This is a genomic window from Cysteiniphilum halobium (genome assembly GCF_003574425.1).
Classification (GTDB): domain Bacteria; phylum Pseudomonadota; class Gammaproteobacteria; order Francisellales; family Francisellaceae; genus Caedibacter; species Caedibacter halobius.
In genome coordinates, this window is the sequence record NZ_QLIU01000003.1 from 25,959 (window position 1) to 47,296 (window position 21,338).

17 protein-coding genes are annotated in these 21,338 nt (G+C 38.8%); 10 read left to right on the plus strand and 7 right to left on the minus strand.

What is annotated here, in order from left to right:
* Positions 1-130 precede the first annotated feature (130 nt).
* The 3 genes from aceE to lpdA all read left to right on the plus strand — a co-directional run bounded on the left by aceE (position 131) and on the right by lpdA (position 5,927).
* Positions 131-2,812 (plus strand): pyruvate dehydrogenase (acetyl-transferring), homodimeric type, encoded by a 2,682-nt coding sequence (gene aceE / locus DNK85_RS01675; protein ID WP_119327847.1) that lies wholly within the window; start codon positions 131-133, stop codon positions 2,810-2,812.
* A gap of 99 nt (positions 2,813-2,911) precedes the next feature.
* Positions 2,912-4,492, plus strand: coding sequence for a dihydrolipoyllysine-residue acetyltransferase (gene aceF, locus DNK85_RS01680; protein WP_119327848.1), 1,581 nt, complete (start codon positions 2,912-2,914; stop codon positions 4,490-4,492).
* Between the two features lie 16 nt (positions 4,493-4,508).
* Positions 4,509-5,927 carry a dihydrolipoyl dehydrogenase gene (gene lpdA, locus DNK85_RS01685; protein WP_119327849.1) on the plus strand — a complete coding sequence of 473 codons (1,419 nt, stop codon included), beginning with the start codon at positions 4,509-4,511 and terminating at the stop codon, positions 5,925-5,927.
* Positions 5,928-6,077: 150 nt separating this feature from the next.
* Here lpdA and DNK85_RS01690 read toward each other — a convergent pair whose 3' ends face one another.
* Positions 6,078-6,566, minus strand: coding sequence for a hypothetical protein (locus DNK85_RS01690; protein ID WP_119327850.1), 489 nt, complete (start codon positions 6,564-6,566; stop codon positions 6,078-6,080).
* A 314-nt stretch (positions 6,567-6,880) separates the two neighbouring features.
* On the opposite strand from DNK85_RS01690, the gene DNK85_RS01695 reads away from it, so the two are divergent.
* Positions 6,881-7,846: a biotin--[acetyl-CoA-carboxylase] ligase gene (locus DNK85_RS01695; protein ID WP_119327851.1), complete on the plus strand. Its 966-nt coding sequence runs from the start codon at positions 6,881-6,883 to the stop codon at positions 7,844-7,846.
* Position 7,847: 1 nt separating this feature from the next.
* Here DNK85_RS01695 and ylqF read toward each other — a convergent pair whose 3' ends face one another.
* The gene (gene ylqF, locus DNK85_RS01700) at positions 7,848-8,690 is read right to left on the minus strand and encodes a ribosome biogenesis GTPase YlqF (RefSeq protein WP_119327852.1); all 843 of its coding nucleotides are present in this window, start codon (positions 8,688-8,690) and stop codon (positions 7,848-7,850) included.
* Between the two features lie 325 nt (positions 8,691-9,015).
* Between ylqF and gcvT the strand changes: the two genes are divergently transcribed.
* From gcvT to DNK85_RS01725, 5 genes are all read left to right on the plus strand, one after another.
* On the plus strand, positions 9,016-10,116 hold the full coding sequence (gene gcvT, locus DNK85_RS01705) for a glycine cleavage system aminomethyltransferase GcvT (RefSeq protein ID WP_119327853.1): 1,101 nt from the start codon (positions 9,016-9,018) through the stop codon (positions 10,114-10,116).
* A 77-nt stretch (positions 10,117-10,193) separates the two neighbouring features.
* Positions 10,194-10,577, plus strand: coding sequence for a glycine cleavage system protein GcvH (gcvH, locus tag DNK85_RS01710; protein WP_119327864.1), 384 nt, complete (start codon positions 10,194-10,196; stop codon positions 10,575-10,577).
* Between the two features lie 506 nt (positions 10,578-11,083).
* The gene (gcvPA, locus tag DNK85_RS01715) at positions 11,084-12,466 is read left to right on the plus strand and encodes an aminomethyl-transferring glycine dehydrogenase subunit GcvPA (protein ID WP_119327854.1); all 1,383 of its coding nucleotides are present in this window, start codon (positions 11,084-11,086) and stop codon (positions 12,464-12,466) included.
* 3 nt (positions 12,467-12,469) lie between these two features.
* Positions 12,470-13,924, plus strand: coding sequence for an aminomethyl-transferring glycine dehydrogenase subunit GcvPB (gcvPB, locus tag DNK85_RS01720; protein ID WP_119327855.1), 1,455 nt, complete (start codon positions 12,470-12,472; stop codon positions 13,922-13,924).
* A 131-nt stretch (positions 13,925-14,055) separates the two neighbouring features.
* Positions 14,056-14,331 (plus strand): GIY-YIG nuclease family protein, encoded by a 276-nt coding sequence (locus DNK85_RS01725; protein WP_119327856.1) that lies wholly within the window; start codon positions 14,056-14,058, stop codon positions 14,329-14,331.
* 108 nt (positions 14,332-14,439) lie between these two features.
* On the opposite strand, the gene DNK85_RS01730 is transcribed toward DNK85_RS01725, so the two are convergent.
* The 4 genes from DNK85_RS01730 to ubiD form a co-directional block, all read right to left on the minus strand.
* Complete coding sequence (locus DNK85_RS01730; RefSeq protein ID WP_119327857.1) at positions 14,440-15,456, minus strand: DUF475 domain-containing protein; 1,017 nt, start codon at positions 15,454-15,456, stop codon at positions 14,440-14,442.
* An 11-nt stretch (positions 15,457-15,467) separates the two neighbouring features.
* Positions 15,468-16,034 carry a UbiX family flavin prenyltransferase gene (locus DNK85_RS01735; protein ID WP_119327858.1) on the minus strand — a complete coding sequence of 189 codons (567 nt, stop codon included), beginning with the start codon at positions 16,032-16,034 and terminating at the stop codon, positions 15,468-15,470.
* A gap of 171 nt (positions 16,035-16,205) precedes the next feature.
* Positions 16,206-16,961 (minus strand): CDP-alcohol phosphatidyltransferase family protein, encoded by a 756-nt coding sequence (locus tag DNK85_RS01740; protein ID WP_119327859.1) that lies wholly within the window; start codon positions 16,959-16,961, stop codon positions 16,206-16,208.
* 80 nt (positions 16,962-17,041) lie between these two features.
* Complete coding sequence (gene ubiD / locus DNK85_RS01745) at positions 17,042-18,514, minus strand: 4-hydroxy-3-polyprenylbenzoate decarboxylase (protein ID WP_119327860.1); 1,473 nt, start codon at positions 18,512-18,514, stop codon at positions 17,042-17,044.
* 448 nt (positions 18,515-18,962) lie between these two features.
* Here ubiD and fur point away from each other — a divergent pair, with 448 nt between their 5' ends.
* Complete coding sequence (fur, locus tag DNK85_RS01750; protein WP_119327861.1) at positions 18,963-19,394, plus strand: ferric iron uptake transcriptional regulator; 432 nt, start codon at positions 18,963-18,965, stop codon at positions 19,392-19,394.
* 16 nt (positions 19,395-19,410) lie between these two features.
* Here fur and DNK85_RS01755 read toward each other — a convergent pair whose 3' ends face one another.
* Entirely contained in the window at positions 19,411-20,478 is a 1,068-nt protein-coding gene (locus DNK85_RS01755) for a beta/alpha barrel domain-containing protein (protein ID WP_119327862.1), read from the minus strand.
* Positions 20,479-21,338 lie beyond the last annotated feature (860 nt).

Here is a 21,338-nt window from a genome sequence, read left to right on the forward strand (position 1 = left end):
TTTAAACAGATCACTTAAGCTTTTTTGCTAAAGTGCTAATTCGTCTATATTTTCAGAAGTCTTATGTTTATAATTGTGGCCATTTATTAGTACTTAACTTTTTAAGTTTTAACTTTCTATGGAGGCAAATATGTCGGAAAGGTTTCATGATATTGATACAACAGAAACGCAAGAGTGGTTGGAGGCTCTAGAAGATGTTGTAGCACGTGAGGGTATTGAGCGCGCTAGTTTTTTAATGAATCGTTTATTAGATCGCAGCAGTGAAATTGGCATTGATAGCGTGTATGCGCCTGCTAAAAGTATTTCGTTTATGAATACAATTAAGGTAGCTGATCAACCAGCTTATCCAGGTGATTTAGAAATTGAGAAAAAGATTGAAAATCTTAATCGCTGGAATGCTGCAGTTATGGTTGCTAAGGCCAACAAAAAAGATGGTACATTGGGTGGTCATATTGGCTCAGGTGCATCGATTATGACACTATATGAAGTTGGCTTTAATCATTTCTTTCACGCACCAAGTGAAACAAAAGCAGGGGACTTAGTATTTTACCAAGGGCATACAACACCTGTAATTTATGCGCGTTCTTATCTTGAAGGGCGCCTAACTGAAGAGCAGTTAAAGAATTTCCGCCAACAAGCATTTAATGGTGACAAAGGCTTATCTTCTTATCCACATCCGTATTTGCAACCAACATATTGGCAGTTTCCAACCGTTTCGATGGGGTTAGGTCCCTTGCAAGCTATTTATCAAGCACGCTTTATGAAGTATTTAGAAGCACGTAAACTAGCTGAAACCAGTAATCGTCGTGTATGGGCGTTTTGTGGTGATGGCGAAATGGATGAGCCTGAATCATTAGGTGCGATTAATCGCGCAGCACGTGAGGGTTTAGATAATCTGATTTTTGTCATTAACTGTAATCTTCAGCGCTTAGATGGTCTTGTCGATGGCAATGGCAAGATTGTTGAAGAGTTTGCACAAATCTTCACAGGGGCCGGTTGGAATGTCATTAAGGTGCTATGGGGCAGTAATTGGGAGTCTTTATTTGCCAAAGATAAAAATGGCAAATTACAACAACGGCTAGCGCAAATGAATGATGGTCAGATGCAGTTTGCACGTTCTCATGGTGGGCAAGATTTGCGCCAGACTATTTTTGGTGGTGATCCTGATCTAGAAGAAATGGGCAAAGGTTACACCGATGAAGATGTACAAAATCTAATGCGTGGTGGGCATGATCCGGTTAAGGTATATGCCGCCTATCAACGTGCGGTAAATAATAAAACAGGTAAGCCAACAGTTATTTTACCGATGACCATTAAAGGTTATGGTTTAGGTGAATGGGGTGAGTCTAAGAATATTGCGCATAATGTTAAGAAGCTAGATACCGAAGCATTAAAATATATTCGTGATCGCTTTGATGTGCCAGCGACGGATGAACAAGTTGAAAAGATGGAGTTTGTGAAATTTAAAGAAGGCTCTAAAGAGCATGCTTATCTGCATGGGCAACGCAAAGCATTAGATGGTTACGCCCCTGCGCGCTTTGAAAATAATACTGCCTTGCCAATTCCAAGTTATCAGGAATTTGGTCAGTTATTCTTAGAAGCCAGTGGAGACCGTGAATTTTCAACCACAACGGCATTTGTACGTATGTTTGTTAATTTAACGCGCCATAAAGAACTAAAAGATCATTTAGTACCGGTAACAGTGGATGAATCACGTACTTTTGGTATGGAAGGTTTATTCCGTCAATTGGGGATTTATAACCATCGTGGTCAGCAATATGTGCCAGAAGATAAGGCGCAAGTAATGTATTACAAAGAATCAATTAATGGCCAAATCATTCAAGATGGTATCAATGAAGCCGGTGGCTTTTGCTCATGGTTAGCTGTGGCAACTTCCTATAGTGTCCATCGTGTGCCAATGATTCCGTTTTATATTTATTATTCAATGTTTGGTTTCCAACGGATTGGAGATCTTGCGTGGTTGGCAGGTGATTCACATGCTAAAGGCTTTTTATTAGGTGGAACTTCAGGGCGTACAACGTTAAATGGTGAAGGGCTCCAACATGAGGATGGGCATAGTCATATACAAGCGGGTATTATTCCATCATGCATCTCTTATGACCCAACTTATGCTTATGAGCTTGCAGTTATTCTATGGGATGGTATGCGTCGCATGTATGTTGAGGGCGAGCAGGTTTTCTATTATATCACTGTGATGAATGAAAACTATGTGCATGGTGCTATGCCTGAAGGTTCTGAAGAGGGTATAATCAAAGGCTTATATTTATTGAAAGGTGCCCAAAAAGCCGATACTAAGAAGCATGTGCAATTAATGGGTTCTGGTACTATTTTGCGTGAAGTGGAAGCAGCAGCTGAATTATTAGAAAAAGATTTTGGTGTGACCAGTGATGTTTGGAGTATGACTTCAGCGAATGAACTTTATCGTGACAGTCGTAAAGTAGCGCGTTGGAATATGCTGCATCCTGATCAAAAAGCACAAGAAACGCATATCGAGAAATGCTTGAAAGATCGCACGGGTCCTGTGATTGCATCAACTGATTATATTAAGCTCTACACGGAACAGTTGCGTGAATTTATGCCTACGAATTACATTACGTTGGGTACCGATGGCTTTGGTCGCTCTGATTCGCGTGAGAACTTAAGGAGCTTCTTTGAAGTGGATCGTTATCATGTGGCTGTTGCAGCCTTAACAGGCTTATTGCGCGAAGGTGCTGTAACTGCCAAAGTAGTTAAAGAGGCGATTAAGAAATACAATATTGATCCTGAGCGTCTTGACCCAGTAAGCAACTAAGAGTAGTGGCGTATTGCATACGTCCAAAAGAGTATTGAATACACCCCAAAAAGCATAAAAAGTGTTTTAAAGTTAAATTAAAAACAAGAGGAAAATTGCATGGCAATACAAAAAGTCACAGTACCAGATATCGGTGACTATAAAGATGTTGATGTAATTGAGGTGAACGTCAAAGTAGGTGATGTAATTGAGGCAGAAGACTCATTAGTTACTCTAGAAACAGACAAAGCGTCAATGGAAGTTCCTGCTCCCTTTGCAGGTGTTGTTAAAGAGATTAATGTCAAAGTAGGTGATAAAGTCTCTGAAGGTTCATTGGTGTTATCTTTAGAGAGCGATGCAGCTGCTTCATCTGAAGTAGCTCAACCAGTTAAGTCAGCAGCGCCAGAAGTTGCATCACAGCAAACACAAAGCACACAAGTTATTGATGTGACAGTTCCTGATATTGGTGATTATAAAGGTGTTGATGTTATTGAAATAAATGTTAAGCCGGGTGATGATATCAGTGCCGAGGACTCACTAGCAACACTTGAAACTGATAAAGCATCAATGGAAATTCCAGCACCCGAAGGTGGTAAAGTTGTTGATGTTAAGATTAAAGTTGGTGATAAAGTCTCGCAAGGAGATTTAGTATTAACCCTTGAGGTTGCTGGTGTTGCAGCCTCAGCAGTAGCACCAAAACAACCAGAGGTCAAAGAAGCAGATATAGTGTCTTTTTCAGAACCAACGTCGCAACAAGTGACAGCTATTGAAGCAGATAAAGTGCATAATACCAATGCACATGCATCTCCTGCTGTACGCCGCTTAGCACGTATCTTAGGTGTTGATTTAACACGTGTTATTGCGACAGGGCGTAAAGGGCGTATTACCAAAGGAGATTGCGAAAATTATATCAAAAAAGCTGTGCAAGCCGTCCAGTCAGGTAATGTATCAAGTGGTAGTGGCTTAGATTTGTTACCTGATCCACAGGTTGATTTTGCTAAGTTTGGTGAGATTGAAGTCGAAAGTCTATCACGCATTAATAAGCTCAGCGCTAAGAATTTAGCGCGTAACTGGGTTAAGATCCCACATGTAACTTTTTATGATGATGCTGATATTACCGATCTTGAGGTATTTAGAAATGCGAAAAAGCCAGCTGCCGAAAAAGCAGGTGTTAAAGTAACCCCATTGTCATTTTTGATCAAAGCAGCTGCGGTGGCACTGAAAGAATACCCACGGTTTAATAGCTCATTATCAAATGATGGTGAGAGCTTGATTGTCAAGAAATACTTTAATATTGGCTTTGCGGCAGATACACCAAAGGGTCTTGTGGTGCCTGTGATTAAAGATGCGGATCAAAAAGGGATCTTTGAGATTTCACGTGAGATTATGGAGCTGGTTAAAAAAGGGCGTGATGGTAAGTTAAAGCCTGACGATATGCAAGGTGCGACATTTACAATTTCAAGTCTAGGTGTTTTGGGTACAACAGCATTTACCCCGATTATTAATATGCCTGAAGTGGCGATTATGGGTGTGTCAAAGGCAGCAATTAAACCGGTATGGAATGGGAAAGAATTTGCGCCTAGAACAATGTTGCCATTGTCATTATCAACAGATCATCGCGTGATTGATGGCGCATTAGCAGCACAGTTTCTAACACGCTATTGCGGCATTTTGGCAGATTTAAGAGAAATACTTTTATAAACTAAAGGGTAAAAAAATGAGTGATGTAAACAATATTAAAACAGAAGTCGTTGTCTTAGGTAGTGGGCCTGGTGGTTATAGTGCGGCATTTCGTGCAGCAGATTTAGGCAAAAAAGTTACTCTTATCGAGCGTTATGACTCGATTGGAGGTGTGTGTTTAAATGTTGGATGTATTCCATCAAAAGCCCTTTTGCATGTTGCTAAAGTCATCAATGAAGCGCGCCATTTAGAAAAAGATGGCTTGATTAGTTTTGATAACTTAACTTTCAATAAAGATAAAATTTTGAGTTATAAAGATAAAATTGTCAGTCAATTAACTGGCGGTTTAAAAGGCCTAGCAAAACAACGTAAAGTTGAGATCGTGCAAGGCTATGGTAAGTTTACTAAAGCCAATGAAATCGCCGTTGAAACAAAAGATGGTATCAAAACGATTACTTTTGAAAATGCGATTATTGCAGTTGGTTCTAGCTCAATCAAATTACCATTTATTCCAGAAGATCCACGTATTATTGACTCAACAGGCGCACTAGAAATGAAGGAAGTGCCTAAGAAAATGTTAGTCATTGGTGGTGGAATCATTGGTCTTGAGATGGCGCAAGTTTACAGTGAGTTAGGTACTGAAATTACCGTTGTTGAGTTTATGGATCAATTAATGGGTGTTGCTGACAAAGATATCGTTAAGCCTTATGAGAAAATGATGTCTAAGCGTTATGATATTCGTCTTGAGACTAAAGTGACTAAAGTTGAAGCTAAAAAAGATGGTCTTTATGTCTCAATGGAAGGCAAAAAAGCTGCTGAAAATGAGCGCTTTGATCGTATTCTGTTAGCAGTAGGACGTACACCAAATGGTAAATTAATCGATGCTGAGAAAGCAGGGGTCAACGTTGATGAGCGTGGCTTTATCGCTGTTAATAATCAGTTAAAAACAAATGTGCCACATATTTATGCGATTGGTGATGTTGTTGGTCAGCCGATGCTTGCACATAAAGCAGTCCCTGAAGGGCGTATTGCTGCTGAAGTGATCTCGGGCATGAAGCACTATTTTGAACCAAAATGCATCCCAGCGGTTGCTTATACCGACCCTGAAGTAGCATGGGTTGGTGTGACTGAAAAAGAAGCTAAAGAAAAAGGTATCAAGTATGATAAAGGTGTATTTCCATGGGCAGCAAGTGGCAGATCTCTTAGTATTGGTCGCAATGAAGGGATGACTAAAGTCCTTTATGATGAAAATCATGTGATTATTGGTGCGGGTATTGTTGGCCCAAATGCCGGTGAATTAATTGCTGAAGCATCATTAGCAATTGAAATGGGCTGTGATGCAGAAGATATCTCATTGACAATTCATCCGCATCCAACCTTATCTGAAACGTTGATGATGGCAACAGAAGTCTACGAAGGTACTGCAACTGATATTTATGCACCTAAGAAGAAGTAAAACGATTGTTGAAGATGAATATGTCTTATTATTCAAATGACTTGCTCTTGGGGCATACGGCGTTAGTTACTGGTGCTGGTAAGGGAATAGATTAGCTAGAGAAAAAGGTTGATGTAAGTAGTATTGATGTCGAATATTTCTTATACCTAGTTATTCCTGACAGGAATAGTTACCAAAATTATCTTTAATGCAATGACGGCCACATATTATTTTATTGTAGTTATCAACATGGCAAGAATCTTTTCTATAAGAAGCACATTTAACTTGAAAATCATTAGATACACAACCATAACCACATGCAGCACCAGCACCAAATTTTGCTATACATTGCATATTTTTTTTAGGAGCGCATGCGCCTGTTAAACCGCCATCTGTCACACAGTGATAACCACATTTTTGCTCAGTTCCGACATTAATACATTCCCATTCACCACTATGTTTATGGTGATGGTGATGGTGATGTCTATGCCTATGGTGGTAATCATCATCAACAACATAGGCAGTATTACCTGAGTAGGCTTCTGACTCTGCTAGTTGATATTTCGCCATTGAGTCACAGGCACACAACATAGTTATCATAGCAATAATAAATATCTTTTTGCGTAAATTTTTCATGACATAAATTGAGATATTAATCATTTGGTTTTCGTATCATAACACAAAAAGATCATTTGCAAGTATTGATATCAACTTAGGCTATACTCAACGTGATATCAGGCAATTTAGTTTGACTCGTTACACGTCGAATCTTCCTGTCATTTGAGCTTACTGAAAATACCTCCTTGTGACAAGATACATGGCATCACTTTCTGATGAGCCTGTCAGCAATTACTGTTCCTAGAAGATTATAAGTAACAAACATGCTATTTAGAAACATCTGGTTTTAAAGTTGAGTTATGATGAAAAGTTGTGTATGGTCTGATAAATAATCAGACGTAACCTAGGAGGTATAATTGAATACAACAACTTTAGAGATTTTAAAGCAACTAAGTCATGAGACCTATATTGATGGCACTACCATTGGTAATGCGCTTGGGATTACGCGTGCTGCCGTATGGAAAGCAATTCAAAAGCTGCAAAATGATCATGATGTGGCGATTGAGTCGCATCGCGTTCACGGTTATAAGTTGCAATCACCACTTATTATGCTTGATCAAGCAAAGATTTTATCAAGGATTAAAACTAAAAATGTAATAGTTGATTGTTATCCAAGTATTGATTCAACAAATACTTACCTACAAAATACGGCACTTAAAAGTGATTATCATATTTGTATGGCTGAAGAGCAGCGCCAAGGTAAAGGGAGGTTTGATCGCGTTTGGCGCTCACCTTTCGCTGAGAATCTATATTACTCATTAAAAGTAAGTTTGCAAAAAGAGTTAAGTGAATTATCAGGTTTGAGTTTGGCAGTGGCTGTTAGTGTTGCCAAAACCTTTGCACACGAATACCCAATGTTGGATATTAAAATCAAGTGGCCAAATGATATTTATATTAATGCCAAAAAACTTTCAGGTATATTGATCGAAGTGAAAGCTGAGTCAAATGCACAAAGCCAGATTGTAATTGGTATCGGCGTTAATGTTAATATGCAGCAAAGGGACGATATAACACAGGATTGGACGTCATTAGCAAATGAATTGAACCAATATATTGATCGCAATGAATTAGCCATTAACCTCAGTAATGAATTAATCTCAAGCTTACAACGATTTGAAAATAATGATTTTAGTGTTTTTATTGATGAATATACTAAGTATGATTATTTAAAAGGGAAAACCATTGGTTTAAATATTTTAAATAAAGAAGTGATTACTGGTATTGCCAATGGTGTCAATGCGCTAGGTCAGCTTAAACTTAAAACTGGGGATAGTGAACGTGTATTTTCCTCAGGTGAGGCTTCTGTCATTAAAAAAAATTAAACTAGATATCTTTTTCAATATCTTCAGCTACCTGAAATTTTAAATAATTTCCAGGTGTCTCCAGTGTTATTTTCCCCATCCTGCCTTGGCGGAAGTCTTGAATAAGCTTCTCGGCAATATGGTGTATATGTTGCTGTCCTAGTGTTTGCCCAATCTCTGTAAGCATTTGCTCTAAATCCTCAGAGTCTTCAGTGATTTTATAGCGCGAGTTTAATACACCTGGGTAATCCTCTTTTAACAATTGCAGCATAAAATAGGTGGTTGTTGGGTAATCCATTGCCGTATCACGAATTGAACCAATAGTAGCAAGTTTAAAGCCACATCCTTCATCTTTAGGGCTTGGGAACATAATCCCAGGAGTGTCATTAAGATAGAAATGTTTTTCAATCTCGATTTTTTGTTGTTTTTTGGTCACAGCGGGTTCATTCCCCGTTTGTGCAATTTTACGTTTAGCAAGGCTATTAATGAGGGTTGATTTACCGACATTAGGAATACCAAAAACAACAGCACGTATTGGCTTTAGCACCGTACCTCGATTTGGCAGTTGTTTTTTGCATAGCTGAATAATTTTTTGTGCACTTTTTTTATCGCGTGCAATATCTAAAGCAATCGCTTTACCATTATAAAATTGAAGCCATTGTTTGGTGATTTTAGGGTCAGCGAGATCAGATTTAGAGAGAATCTTGATAATAGGTTTGGTTTTTGCTGCTTTATGTAATACTGGATTAGCACTTGCTTCAGGTGCGCGTGCGTCAACCACTTCAATGGCAATATCAATTTGTGGCATAAGCTTCATAAGCTCTTTAGTTGCTTTATGCATGTGTCCTGGAAACCAATGAATCATCGTCAAAGTAAAATATACTTATAATAAAATTGGCAGCTACCTTAGCGTATTTGCCCAGTGAAGTAAACAATATGGTCATAGCTGATAAAACAGCTACGATTAAATATCCTTCTTGAAGTGCTCATTGCATCTTAAGTAATAAACTGCATTAGCTAACACCTCTCCCCTTGCGGGAGAGGTCGTGCAGCTTAAGCTGCACGGGTGAGGGGGAGTTTGAATTCTGTAAATTTCTGCCAATTAGCGATTTATTCACTATTTTCTTTTGGCTATAATGAGCCCTCGATATAAGAGGATAAAGCGACAAAAAGCTATAATGAGGTCAATAATGGGATTAAGAACACCTTTATATGAAAAGCATTTACAACATAATGCAAAAATGGTTGACTTTGCTGGCTGGGATATGCCTATTCAATATCAAGGTGTGATTGAAGAGCACCATGCAGTACGTAAAAATGCAGGTATGTTTGATGTCAGTCACATGTTAACGGTTGATATCATAGGCAAAGATGCGAAAGCTTTTATTCGATTTTTATTAGCAAATGATATTAATAAAATACTGCAAGGTAAGGCGTTGTATTCTTGTATGCTCAATGAAGAAGCGGGCATTGTTGATGATCTTATTGCGTATCATTTTAGTGATGATTTTATTCGTTTAGTGATTAATGCAGGTAATCGCACAACGGACGTTGAATGGATGAATAAGCAAAAAGGCAATTTTGATGTGAAGATTCACGTGCGTGATGATTTGGCGATTATTGCTGTGCAAGGCCCTGCCGCACGTCAAAAAGCAGATGTTGCACTGGCTGGTTTAGCTACAGAAAAAGTTAAAAATTTAAAACCATTTACCATGTATAAACAGGGTGAATGGATGGTTGCACGCACTGGCTACACAGGCGAAGATGGTTATGAAATCTCTTTGCCAGAACAAGAGGTATGTGCATTTTGGGATAAGCTTGCTGAGCAGGGAGTTGTACCTTGTGGTTTAGCTGCACGCGATACATTGCGTCTAGAGGCGGGTATGAATCTTTATGCACAAGATATGGATCAAACAACAACACCGATTGAGTCAGCTTTGATGTGGACGGTATCATTAACGAATGATCGTGACTTTGTTGGCAAAAAAGCATTACTTTTTAAAAAGTCTGAGATTGATAGCAAACTTGTCGGCTTGGTGCTTTTGGATCGAGGGGTGCTGCGTCATGGTCAAAAAGTAGTGGTTGAAGGAGGTAATAAGACAGGTGTTATCACAAGTGGTACCTTCTCACCTACTTTATCTGAGAGTATTGCATTAGCGCGTATCCCTAAAGAGGCTGAAAATGTGTTTGTTGAAATTCGTAACAGACAAGTCCCAGCTAAAATAGTGCAATTTCCTTTTGTGCGTAAGGGTGAGAAAGTGTATAAAGAATGCCAAAAGGCAGTACCTTAAGAGTTAATAATTTTAAAGATGAGATGGTTTTAAATACTAAATATAATGATGACATAATAAATGGTAAGGAGAAAAAAATGGCAGAAATAAGAGAAGAGTGTCGCTACAGTAAGTCACATGAATGGGTGCGTGTTGAGGGTGATATTGCCGTTTGTGGGATTGATGATTTTGCGCAATCAAGTGCAGGTGAGCTTGTATTTGTTGAATTACCTGAGTTAGATGATGAAGTTAAAGCAGGTGATGACGTTTGTGTTGTTGAGTCGGTTAAAGCGGCATCTGATGTTTATGCACCAGTATCAGGAATAATTGTTGAGGTCAATGAAGCATTAGTTGATTCACCCTCAATGGTTAATGAAGCATGTTATGATGAAGGCTGGTTGTTCAAAATCAAAATGGATGATCCAACGGAGCTAGATGATTTATTATCTGCCGAAGAATATGCAGATGAGATTGATGCTTGACATTGGCATCTAAAAAGACGCCCGGTGAGCTGCAATGACATCGGGCGTTTTTGTTTGTAATGATAAAATACGATTATAACTTTGTAAGCGTAAGTAGGGGCGTATTGAATACGCCCTTGTAAGTAAGATGATAGAAACATATACCGCTCGTAAATCATTTTGTGGTGTTCGGTGCCGAAGAAGTTTTTGATGCTTTTGGGTGATTGGATTGCAGGTAATAGCTACCCTTGACAGAGTCTTTGGGTGCTCATTTGCTAAAACAATGAAACTATTCATTGTTTCTTAACGCATTCGCTATTGCCAAAATTAAATCACCCAAAAGGGCGTAAAATTCAATGGTAGAAATGCTGTAAAATGGTTTATGGGCGGTATGGTAACTAATGAAAAAATAAGTTGAACTTTGACTACCCCTCACCCGCGCAGCTTAACGCTGCACGACCTCTCCCACAAGGGGCGAGGTGATAAGTAGCACAACTTATTTTTTCATCATTATATAAGGAGCCTATATGCCTTTTGTGCCGCATACCGAGCGTGACATTAATGTGATGCTTTATACGATTGGAGCAAAAACAGTTGAAGACTTGTTTGATGAAATTCCTCAATCGATTAAGAGTAAAAGTCATTTAAACTTGGCAGATGGTTTAAATGAATGCCAAATGCATCGTTTGTTTAATGATAAGTGCGCTAAAAATATTCCACAAACCAACTTTATTGGTGCGGGCGCTTATCAGCATTACACGCCGGCGATTGTCACCGATGTGATTAGTCGTGGTGAGTTTTATACTTCATATACCCCATATCAGGCAGAAGCCTCACAAGGTACACTGCAAGTGATTTACGAATATCAAACGATGATCGCATCATTAACTGGCATGGATATTTCAAATGCGTCGATGTATGATGGCGCCACAGCTTTAGCTGAAAGCGTATTAATGGCAGTGCGTGCGAATAAGAAAATCAAGAGCAAGAAAGTGCTGATTACTGATGCAATTTTTCCGCAGTATGTTGATGTCATTAAGTCAATGACACATGCCCAAGGGGTTGAGCTTGAGTTTTTAACGCCAAATCCAAGTATTGGTAAAACTGAAATTGATGATTTACCCGAGATTGAAGTAGGTGATTATGCCGCTGTTATCATGCCGCAAGTTAACTTTTATGGTCAGATTACCGAGTTTGATGCAATAACCGATTGGGCACATGAAGCCTCTGTCATGGTTATAGGCCTTGTCAATCCGATGATATTAGGATTATTAAAAGCACCTGGGTATTGGGGGGAAGAGGAAGATGGTGCTGATATTGCTTGTGGAGATGGTCAAAGTTTAGGCTTACCACTAAGCGGAGGTGGTCCTTATTTTGGTTTTATTACCACTAAAGAAGAGTTATCTCGTCAAATGCCAGGACGTATTGTTGGGCGCACGGTGGATGTCGATGGTAAAGAAGCCTTTTGCTTAACACTTCAAGCGCGTGAACAGCATATCAGACGTGCGAAAGCGACATCAAATATATGCTCAAATCAAGGCTTACTTGTAACAGCAGCAACGGTTTATATGACATTAATGGGTGCGATTGGTTTAAAAGAAGTAGCATTACAATCACATCAAAACATACATCGATTGATAGAAAAATTATCAAAAATTGCCGGCGTCAAGGTGCGCTTTACACATAACTATATGTATGAAATGGTATTGGACTTACCAATTTCAGCCAAAGAAGCTAAGACACTCGCAACTAAAGAGCATGTACAATTAGGTTATGATCTTGGTCAGTTTGATGATCAACAGGCAAATAGCTTATTGGTGTGTGTCACTGAAGTGCATAATGAAGCCGACTTAGATCGTTATGTTGAGGTATTAACAAAAGTTCTTGCAATGTGTGCAGCAGAGGTATAATCGATGACAGTTAGTTTTGAAAAATCAGCAGAAAATCGTAGAGCAAATTCACAAAAATGGGCGGTTTCTGAAGCGACTTATTTTGATCAAAAACATTTGCGTGATGACAAGCCTTTATTACCAGAATTAGGTGAGCTTGAAGTATTGCGTCATTTCACCAAGCTATCACAAAAGAATTTCTCGATTGATACGCAGTTTTATCCATTGGGTTCATGTACGATGAAATACAATCCGCGTATTGCGTTAAAATGTGCGTTTAACCCGTCAGTGTTAAATATTCACCCATATCAAGATGAGCTAACACAACAAGGTCTTTTAGAGATGTTGTATGAGTTGCAGGAAATCTTAAGTGAAGTAACTGGCATGGATGGTGTATCACTAGTGCCTTGTGCGGGCGCTCAAGGCGAGTTTGCTGGTGTTAAGATGATCAGAGCCTATCATATTGCCAATAATCAAGCGCATCGCAATGAAATTATTGTGCCGGATGCCGCACATGGCACCAATCCAGCAACAGCGGTGATGGCAGGGTGCAAAGTTATTGAAATTCCAACATCACTGAAAACGGGGGATATTGATATTGAGGCTTTAAAGAAGGTTCTAGGACCTAATACGGCAGGGATTATGCTAACCAACCCATCAACGATGGGCGTATTTGAACGTGATATCGAACAGGTGGCTAAGCTTGTGCATGAGGCGGGTGGGCTTTTGTATTATGATGGTGCAAATTTAAATGCGATTATGGGTAAAGCTAAGCCGGGTAAGATGGGCTTTGATGTGATGCATATGAATGTCCACAAAACCTTTGCAACACCTCATGGTGGTGGTGGACCAGGAGGTGGGCCAATTGCTGTGAATAAACGCTTGTTACCATATTTGCCAGTGCCAACCATTGTTAAAGAAGGTGATATCTATCGCATCAAAGGTAAAGAGGTGATTCCGCAAACCATTGGTGCGATGCATGCCTTTATGGGGAATGTTGGCGTGTTGATTCGTGCTTATGTTTACCTTAAAACATTAGGTGGCAATGGTTTAACCAAAGCCTCAGAGATTGCTACGTTAAATGCTAACTATATGATGGCACGTTTGAAGTTGGCAGGCTTTACCATTGCATTACCTAATCGTCGTGCGTCACATGAGTTTATTGTCTCATTAGCACCTGAGAAAAAAGCTTATGGTGTCAACGCCAATGATTTTGCTAAGCAGCTTTTAGATCACGACATGCATGCACCGACGATGTATTTTCCTTTATTGGTGTCGGAATGTTTATTGATTGAGCCGACTGAGACAGAAACACGTGAACAAATGGATGCGTTTGTCGATGCAATGATTAAAATTCGAGAGTTAGCGAGAACGAATCCTGAGAGGATGAAACAAGCACCACTAACGCAACCGGTAAGACGCGTGGATGATGTCAAAGCCGTACGCGAGCTTGATGTTGTTTTTGGACAGTGCTGTTAGCAAATTAGTGTATTTGGCTTCGACTTACGCTCAGCCAACGGGGTGAAGTCTTAGTTGAGTTTTATGGCTGCACTGTTAATGGAGTAGTGTATTTGGCTTCGACTTACGCTCAGCCAACGAGGATTAAGCTTATGCAAGCATTTGTTTATATACTTGAATGTAGTGATGGAAGTTATTACACAGGGAGCACTAAGAATGTTGAGCTTAGACTGTGGGAGCATCAAAATGGTCAAGGAGCAAATCATACACGTAAGCGTTTGCCAGTAAAGTTAGTATTTGTTGAACAATTTGATCGAATTGATGAGGCTTATGCTCGAGAAAAGCAAATTCAAGGCTGGAGTCGAAAGAAAAAAGAAGCCTTAATTCAAGGTGATTATAATCAGTTACATATATTATCGATTTGTTGAAATTCTAAATAAGAGCAAAAATTTACCAGAAGACCATTGATAGGGGTGTTCCACCTTCCTTGCCATATGGGCACGTTGCCTGAGCGTAAGTCGAAGGCAAGCAGTAGATTATGTTGGGCGTTTATTAGCGATGTTTGAGTGGATAAATGCCACAATTATCAAACCAATTCCAACGGTTCCAGTTAACCATTCTGGCACATGTGTGTAGACTTTAATAAACATCACAATTGCCAAAAATCCAATTGCGTAATGTGCGCCATGCTCTAGATAGCGAAACTTGGTCAAAGTTTGATGCTCAACAAAGAAAATTGTCAAAGAGCGCACATACATTGCACCAATACCTAAACCAATCATAATAATAAAAATATTCGTTGAGATGGCAAATGCACCAATGACACCATCAAAGCTAAAAGAGGCATCTAACACCTCAAGATATAAAAAGCCCATAAAACCATTTTGCATGACTTTGCCAGCCATATTACTGCCAAAGGCGTGGTTTAATATGCCTAAAGCTTCATGCACCATTAAGCCCATTAAAAAGGCAAGTGCCAGTGTACCAGCTTGATTGCTATCTGCATTATAAATAATGATAAAGCCGATAATTAATGCAAAAATAATATAACCACCTGGATAGTGGCGAATCAGACTAATAAATTTATTTTTCTCAATTGCTGGGATCCAATGTAATTGATGTTTTTCAGCGACAAAAAATTTCAAAAACACCATAATAAGAAAGCCGCCACCAAATGCACAAATCGTTGGAAAACCAAGCTCTAAGGCGTGTTGGTAAGCTATTGGATCCTTGGTGGCCAACTTAAAGACATCGATAAACGATAAGCTGGTTGTCACACTAACTAAAAGAATAGGAAAGATTAAACGCATACCAAATACGGCGATTGGTAAGCCGATCCAGATAAATATTTTTTGCCATTTTTTAGGCATTCTAGTAAGTACCTTGGCATTGACAACAGCGTTATCAAAACTTAATGAAATCTCTAAAAGAGCCAAAACCAAAATCAGGTAAAGCGCATAGACTTTATGTGTTGGTTCAAGCATGACGGCAGCGATAATGCCAACAATCGTGATGAAAAAAGCACTATAAAAGTACTTAAGGTTTTGATGCATTTTTTATCCCTTTATCCTTGCCATTGTTTCATTTGTGGCAAATTTAGTCCAAAGACATCGAGTGTACGATAAACAAAGTCATCGATGATGTCATCAAGTGTTTGTGGTTTGTGATAAAAAGCAGGCACAGGAGGCATAATAATAGCACCTGCTATTGTTGCTTTTTGCATGTTTTTAATGTGTATCAAACTAAAGGGTGTTTCTCTTAAGCAGATAATTAATTTACGTCGTTCTTTGAGTACAACATCAGCGGCACGTGCAATTAGCGAGTCTCCTATGCCGTTGGCAACTTCTGCAAGTGTTTTGGTTGAAGATGGGATGATGATCATGCCATCGGTTGGATAAGAACCACTGGCAATCTTAGCACCAATATCAGCATTAGCATAACAAGTGTGTGCTAGAGTTTTGATCTCTTGTGAGCGATAGTTTGTCTCGTATTCACGTGTCATCTCAGCGGGTTTTGATATGATTAAATGGGTTTCAATGGCTTGTGCTTTTAGCACTTTAAGCATCCTTACTGCATATTCAATGCCGGTAGCGCCTGATAACGCAATAATGATTCGATTATGTTTCAGCATGTGCTTTGAGGGTAAGAAGATATTTTAGATTGGCTGGGAGTATATATTACATGCGCGATATTTTATAGATTTTTTTGTAGGGCGAGCTTTTTGGTGACTTTTTTGCGGGAAAAAGTCACTGCTATCACTCACGCAGCGTAATCTGCACGGTTGATGGGTAATGATATACAGCTAGTGCAAAGGTTTTAAAGTACGATATAGGCTAAATAGAAAATACACCAAAATATAACTAACAATTGCCCAGGTTAAAAGGGCATTTGATACTGGCCAAATAAGTGCTGATGCGATGGTTGCTGCTCCCCATATGAGCGTGTAGATAAACATCAATGAAATAATTGATTTACGCTTACTCAAATAATTCATGCGCGATGGGTAGATATATTTAATTGGTATAAAGGTTAAAATAGTCAAAGCTACAATAATAAGGAAGTTAGTGATTCCTGAAAACTGAAAATATATCAGGTAATAAATCGCGAGATTCCAATAACTAGGGAACCCTCTAAAGAAATGGTCTTTGGTTTTGGCATCAATTTGACAAAACTGATAGCATGATGCCAGCATAATTAATATAAGCGAGAGTGTTTTAAAGCCATCAGGCACGACATCGGTGATATAAACCCACATCGCAGGGATAACCGCGTAATTGGTAAAATCAATAATATTATCTAATAGACCACCGTCTAAGGGGGCGAGTTTTTTAATATCGACACGACGCGCTAGGGTACCATCAGCTGCATCAATTAAAATGGCAATGACAACATACAAAAATGAGAGTTTAAGATAGTGAATATAATCCATATGATTGCCAAGAAATTTAGCAGCATAGGCTTGTGCTGAACTGGTTAATGCAAGAACCGAAAAAACAGCACCACTAGCGGTAAATAAGTGTACTAACCACGCGTAAATGCGCTGAAAAAAAATAGGCATAGGTTTTTAAAGTAAACTCAAAGTTTGCATAGGGTAGCAAAAAAAACTTAAGATAGAAAGTCGTAAAAAATGACAAATGATCAAAGTGCTAAATCTGCCCAGATTGCATCAACTTTATCAATAACATCTTGGCGCATGGTAATAACCTCACCCCATTCTCGTGTCGTTTCACCGGGAAGTTTATTGGTGGCATCCAAGCCCATTTTTGAGCCTAAACTGGCAACTGGTGAGGCAAAATCCAAATAATCAATTGGTGTATTATCAATCAAGGTGGTATCTCTTGTCGGATCCATGCGTGTGGTAATTGCCCAGATCACATCTTCCCACGAGCGTGTATTGATATCATCATCAACAACAATCACGAATTTGGTATACATGAATTGACGTAAAAAAGACCAAACACCCATCATTACGCGTTTAGCGTGTCCTGGGTATTGTTTCTTAATACTAACTACTGCTAAGCGGTATGAACAACCTTCAGGAGGTAGATAGAAATCAACAATCTCAGGAAATTGCTTTTGAATGATGGGAACAAAAATTTCATTAAAGGCAACACCTAAAATAGCGGGTTCATCCGGTGGGCGTCCGGTGTAGGTGCTGTGATAAATAGGGTTTTTACGATGCGTGATTTTCTCAACGGTGAATACGGGGAACTTTTCAACTTCATTATAATAACCCGTATGATCACCAAAAGGGCCTTCTTCAGCAATATCATTGGGATAGATAAAGCCTTCAAGAATAATCTCAGCATGTGCTGGCACCATAATGTCTTCACCATGGAGTATTGATGGTGTCAGCTCCGTTTTTCTGCCACGCAATAATCCGGAAAAAGCATATTCAGAGAGCGTATCAGGAACAGGTGTCACCGCACCCAAAGTGGTCGCGGGATCTGCTCCTAATGCCACACATACCGGAAAAGGTCTTTGTGGATGCGCTTTGCACCATGCTTGATAATCAAGAGCACCACCGCGGTGATGGAGCCAGCGCATAATAAGGTGATTTTTACCAATGACTTGTTGGCGATAAATGCCTAAATTTAAACGTTCTTTACGAATGCTATTAGTAATTGTTAGACCCCAAGTAATAAGAGGGGATACATCTTTTGGCCAACAAGTTTGAATGGGCATTTGATGAAAATCAATATCCTCCTTATCAATAGTCACCTCGCGACAGGGTGCATGTTTGATTACTTTAGGTGACATTTTTAAGATCTGTTTTAAAATGGGCATTTTATCCCAGGCATCTTTAAGACCCTTTGGTGGCTCAGGTTCTTTTAAGTAAGCTAGAAGCTTGCCAATTTCGCGTAGTTGACTGACATCATTAGCACCAAGTGCTAATGCAATGCGTTTCTCAGTGCCAAATAAGTTGGTTAATACTGGCATATCATGACTTTTGGGGTTTTCAAATAAAAGAGCTGGCCCTTTTTGATGAAGTACACGTGATGAGATCTCAGTCATTTCTAGAAAGGGAGACACTTCTTGTTTGATACGTTTAAGCTCACCAATTTCTTCCAAATAATCTAAAAATTCGCGTAAGTCTTTATAATTAAGCATAAATGTCTTGTCGATTTATCTAAAGATGGCACTTATGGTAATGATTCAAGATGTAAAAAAGCAAGCTTAAGTCTTTGGTTTTTAAAACAGAGGAAGTCTTTTTGTTGGTTGGATAAAAACTGGATGTGTTTGCCCATAAAGAATATTGTCGGTCAGCCATACTAAGTAAGACTGAGAAATTGGTGTTGTTTGGTTGTTTTGATGATCCATTACTTTTTTATTCTGTGGTTAATACTTAGGTTTTTAAGAGTAAACCACAAGTAAATATGAATCTAAAATCAGAATTTATAATAACCTTATTAGCAATTTGATAACTCAGCATCAAAAATAGAAAAATTAAAAAGATAAAAGTAAGAAATCAACGTTTTGTATTAGTGACTGCTTCATTTATCGAAATGATCAGGTTAGAATGTATCTTATTCAAAGTGTTGAATGAGTACTTTAAGCAATGTCATTAGGGAAAGAGGATTTAAAACAGGCGGGATTAAAGATCACGCAACAAAGACTGAAAATATTGCGTATTTTTGAGGAGTCAGAGCAGCGTCATTTATCTGCTGACGATGTTTATAAAATTGTACAGCAAAATGAGGAAGATATTGGCATCGCAACAGTTTATCGTGTATTGGCACAGTTTGAATCCGCAGGTCTTTTACAGCGCTTGAATCTTGGTCGTGAGCAGGCAGTATATGAGCTTGATTCGGATGATCATCACGATCATATGATTTGTGTTAAATGTCACAAGGTTGAGGAGTTTGTTGATCATGTTATTGAAGCCAGACAAATCAAGGCAGTAGAGGAGTTGGGTGGCAAGCTCGTTGAGCATAGCTCCGTGCTATATATCGAATGTAAGGATTGTTTAAATAAGCAAAAGAAAAAATGAGGTAGTGGATAAAAGATTATTGTATTGCTTGCATATTCTGCCACTGATATGCCAATAGTGGATTCCACATGGCTCCTGTTGCACTCATGGCGATATCAGCGCCTGCATTTAGGTAATCATCAATATCTTCAGGGCAAACAATGCCACCTACGCCACAAAGCGCAAAATCAAAGTGATTCTCTTTACGTATTTTATGAATACGCTTAGTCATTTCAAGTGACAAGTCTTTAATAATACTGCCGCAAATACCACTATTTAAACGTCCTTCACCTGGGAGTGCTTGGCTATTATCTTTATTTCTTGCTTGCATTGAGATTGTATTAATTGCAGCAATACCATCAATAAATGGTGCATTAGCTTTGATAATATCGTGTGCCTTAGCTTCTTCTTTGATATAACCCATTTTTATCATTAATGGCACATCTTTGATTGCTTTTTTTACCGCTTTTGAGATAGTACTTGAAAGCTCAGCATCCTGATAAATACTGCCTTCTTTAGAGACGACATTAGGACACGAGTAATTAAGCTCAATTGCTTTAGCACCTGCTTCAACGGCTTTTTGTGCACAAAGAATAAAGTCATCAATAAAGTTGCGATGTGGTATAGGAGTGCCGACACATGAGACGATCATCAGCTGATCAGATGCCATAAATGCATTGGCTTTAGCAATATCTTCTTGCCAGATTTCAATCGATTTACTCGGAATACCAAAAGAGTTAGTAATAGCAATTTCACGTGGCGTATGGGGGGCTTGATCGAAAGGATAAATGCTTTTACCAATATCATTGACAGTTAATTGCTTATGGCTATTAACCATTAAGCAGTTAGGTGTGGGATGGGCTTTACGTTCGATTGTACGCACGGTTTTATACACGGGTAGATCAAAACCTAATTTGGCATATAGCTTAATATATTCAGCATTAATCAAGGGGCCGGCCGGTACGCCAATCGGTGAGTTTATTTGATAACCCCATAAGTTGATTGGTTTTAATTGAATACGTTGTGGGATGATAAAATCACACATCGGTCCATTGTTGTAATTATCATCGTAAGACTTATGAATATCGTAAGTTGGATGTAACATAGGTGCTTCAAACTAAGTTGATTTGCCACATGGTAGAGAAAAAAACAGTAAATGCAAAGTGATTTATCATTCTTAAGTTTTAGTTAATGCAAGTATGGTCCAAAATAGGGGAGTATTATACACCCATCATAAACCATCCTACAGAGTTTCTTGCTTTGCATTCCCCGTGCTTTTTCCAAGTTAAATTTTGGCAATAGCGAATGCGTTAAGAAACAATGAATAGTTTCATTGTTTTAGCAAATGAGCACCCAAAGACTCTGTCAAGGGTAGCTATTACCTGCAACCCAACTTGTCAAAACCTCAGTAGTTCCCGCTGAAAAACTCTCTGAAAGCCTATGGTTGAGAGGTTTATTAGAAAAAAGATTACGAAAATAATTTTCTGGAAGCCTTGATTTATCTAGCCTGGCGAGGTTAATGGAAATTGCTGTCAAAACCTTCATAAACTGCTTTGCAACTAAACACCGCAAAATAATTTACGATGGGTATTATAGTCTGCGACAGAACCATAAAAGGTGCTGCAAAATGGGAATTATCTTTTTGTGAAATCTAGTCAACCATTGGTGAAAATAAGTTGACAGATGATTATGTAAATATGGTCTACGTTACATAGTAAAGCAGGATAAATCTTGTTACCCCGCAACAGTAACACATGCAGTGTTAAATAAAAACATAGTAATGCGCTGTAGCTCTGTACACGAAGAAAAATTTGCAAACTGCTGCTTGAAGCGTTATTTTTTCTTGATTTGCACACCATGAAAAAGCACCTCAAACAGCTGACAAATAGTTTAAAGGAAATTTTTAACTGGCACAAATCAAGATTAGATTGTTTTGCTAATCTTCTGGTTAGCCTAATCTCACCC

Excerpts from the sequence above, each read along its gene's own strand:
- aceF (WP_119327848.1), top strand. The coding sequence starts at position 2,912 with ATGGCAATACAAAAAGTCACAGTACCAGATATCGGTGACTATAAAGAT.
- DNK85_RS01755 (WP_119327862.1), bottom strand. The coding sequence starts at position 20,478 with ATGTTACATCCAACTTACGATATTCATAAGTCTTACGATGATAATTAC.
- ubiD (WP_119327860.1), bottom strand. The coding sequence starts at position 18,514 with ATGCTTAATTATAAAGACTTACGCGAATTTTTAGATTATTTGGAAGAA.
- gcvH (WP_119327864.1), top strand. The coding sequence starts at position 10,194 with ATGGCAGAAATAAGAGAAGAGTGTCGCTACAGTAAGTCACATGAATGG.
- lpdA (WP_119327849.1), top strand. The coding sequence starts at position 4,509 with ATGAGTGATGTAAACAATATTAAAACAGAAGTCGTTGTCTTAGGTAGT.
- DNK85_RS01725 (WP_119327856.1), top strand. The coding sequence starts at position 14,056 with ATGCAAGCATTTGTTTATATACTTGAATGTAGTGATGGAAGTTATTAC.
- ylqF (WP_119327852.1), bottom strand. The coding sequence starts at position 8,690 with ATGATTCATTGGTTTCCAGGACACATGCATAAAGCAACTAAAGAGCTT.
- DNK85_RS01690 (WP_119327850.1), bottom strand. The coding sequence starts at position 6,566 with ATGATTAATATCTCAATTTATGTCATGAAAAATTTACGCAAAAAGATA.
- DNK85_RS01730 (WP_119327857.1), bottom strand. The coding sequence starts at position 15,456 with ATGCATCAAAACCTTAAGTACTTTTATAGTGCTTTTTTCATCACGATT.
- aceE (WP_119327847.1), top strand. The coding sequence starts at position 131 with ATGTCGGAAAGGTTTCATGATATTGATACAACAGAAACGCAAGAGTGG.
- gcvT (WP_119327853.1), top strand. The coding sequence starts at position 9,016 with ATGGGATTAAGAACACCTTTATATGAAAAGCATTTACAACATAATGCA.
- DNK85_RS01740 (WP_119327859.1), bottom strand. The coding sequence starts at position 16,961 with ATGCCTATTTTTTTTCAGCGCATTTACGCGTGGTTAGTACACTTATTT.
- DNK85_RS01735 (WP_119327858.1), bottom strand. The coding sequence starts at position 16,034 with ATGCTGAAACATAATCGAATCATTATTGCGTTATCAGGCGCTACCGGC.
- fur (WP_119327861.1), top strand. The coding sequence starts at position 18,963 with ATGTCATTAGGGAAAGAGGATTTAAAACAGGCGGGATTAAAGATCACG.
- gcvPB (WP_119327855.1), top strand. The coding sequence starts at position 12,470 with ATGACAGTTAGTTTTGAAAAATCAGCAGAAAATCGTAGAGCAAATTCA.
- gcvPA (WP_119327854.1), top strand. The coding sequence starts at position 11,084 with ATGCCTTTTGTGCCGCATACCGAGCGTGACATTAATGTGATGCTTTAT.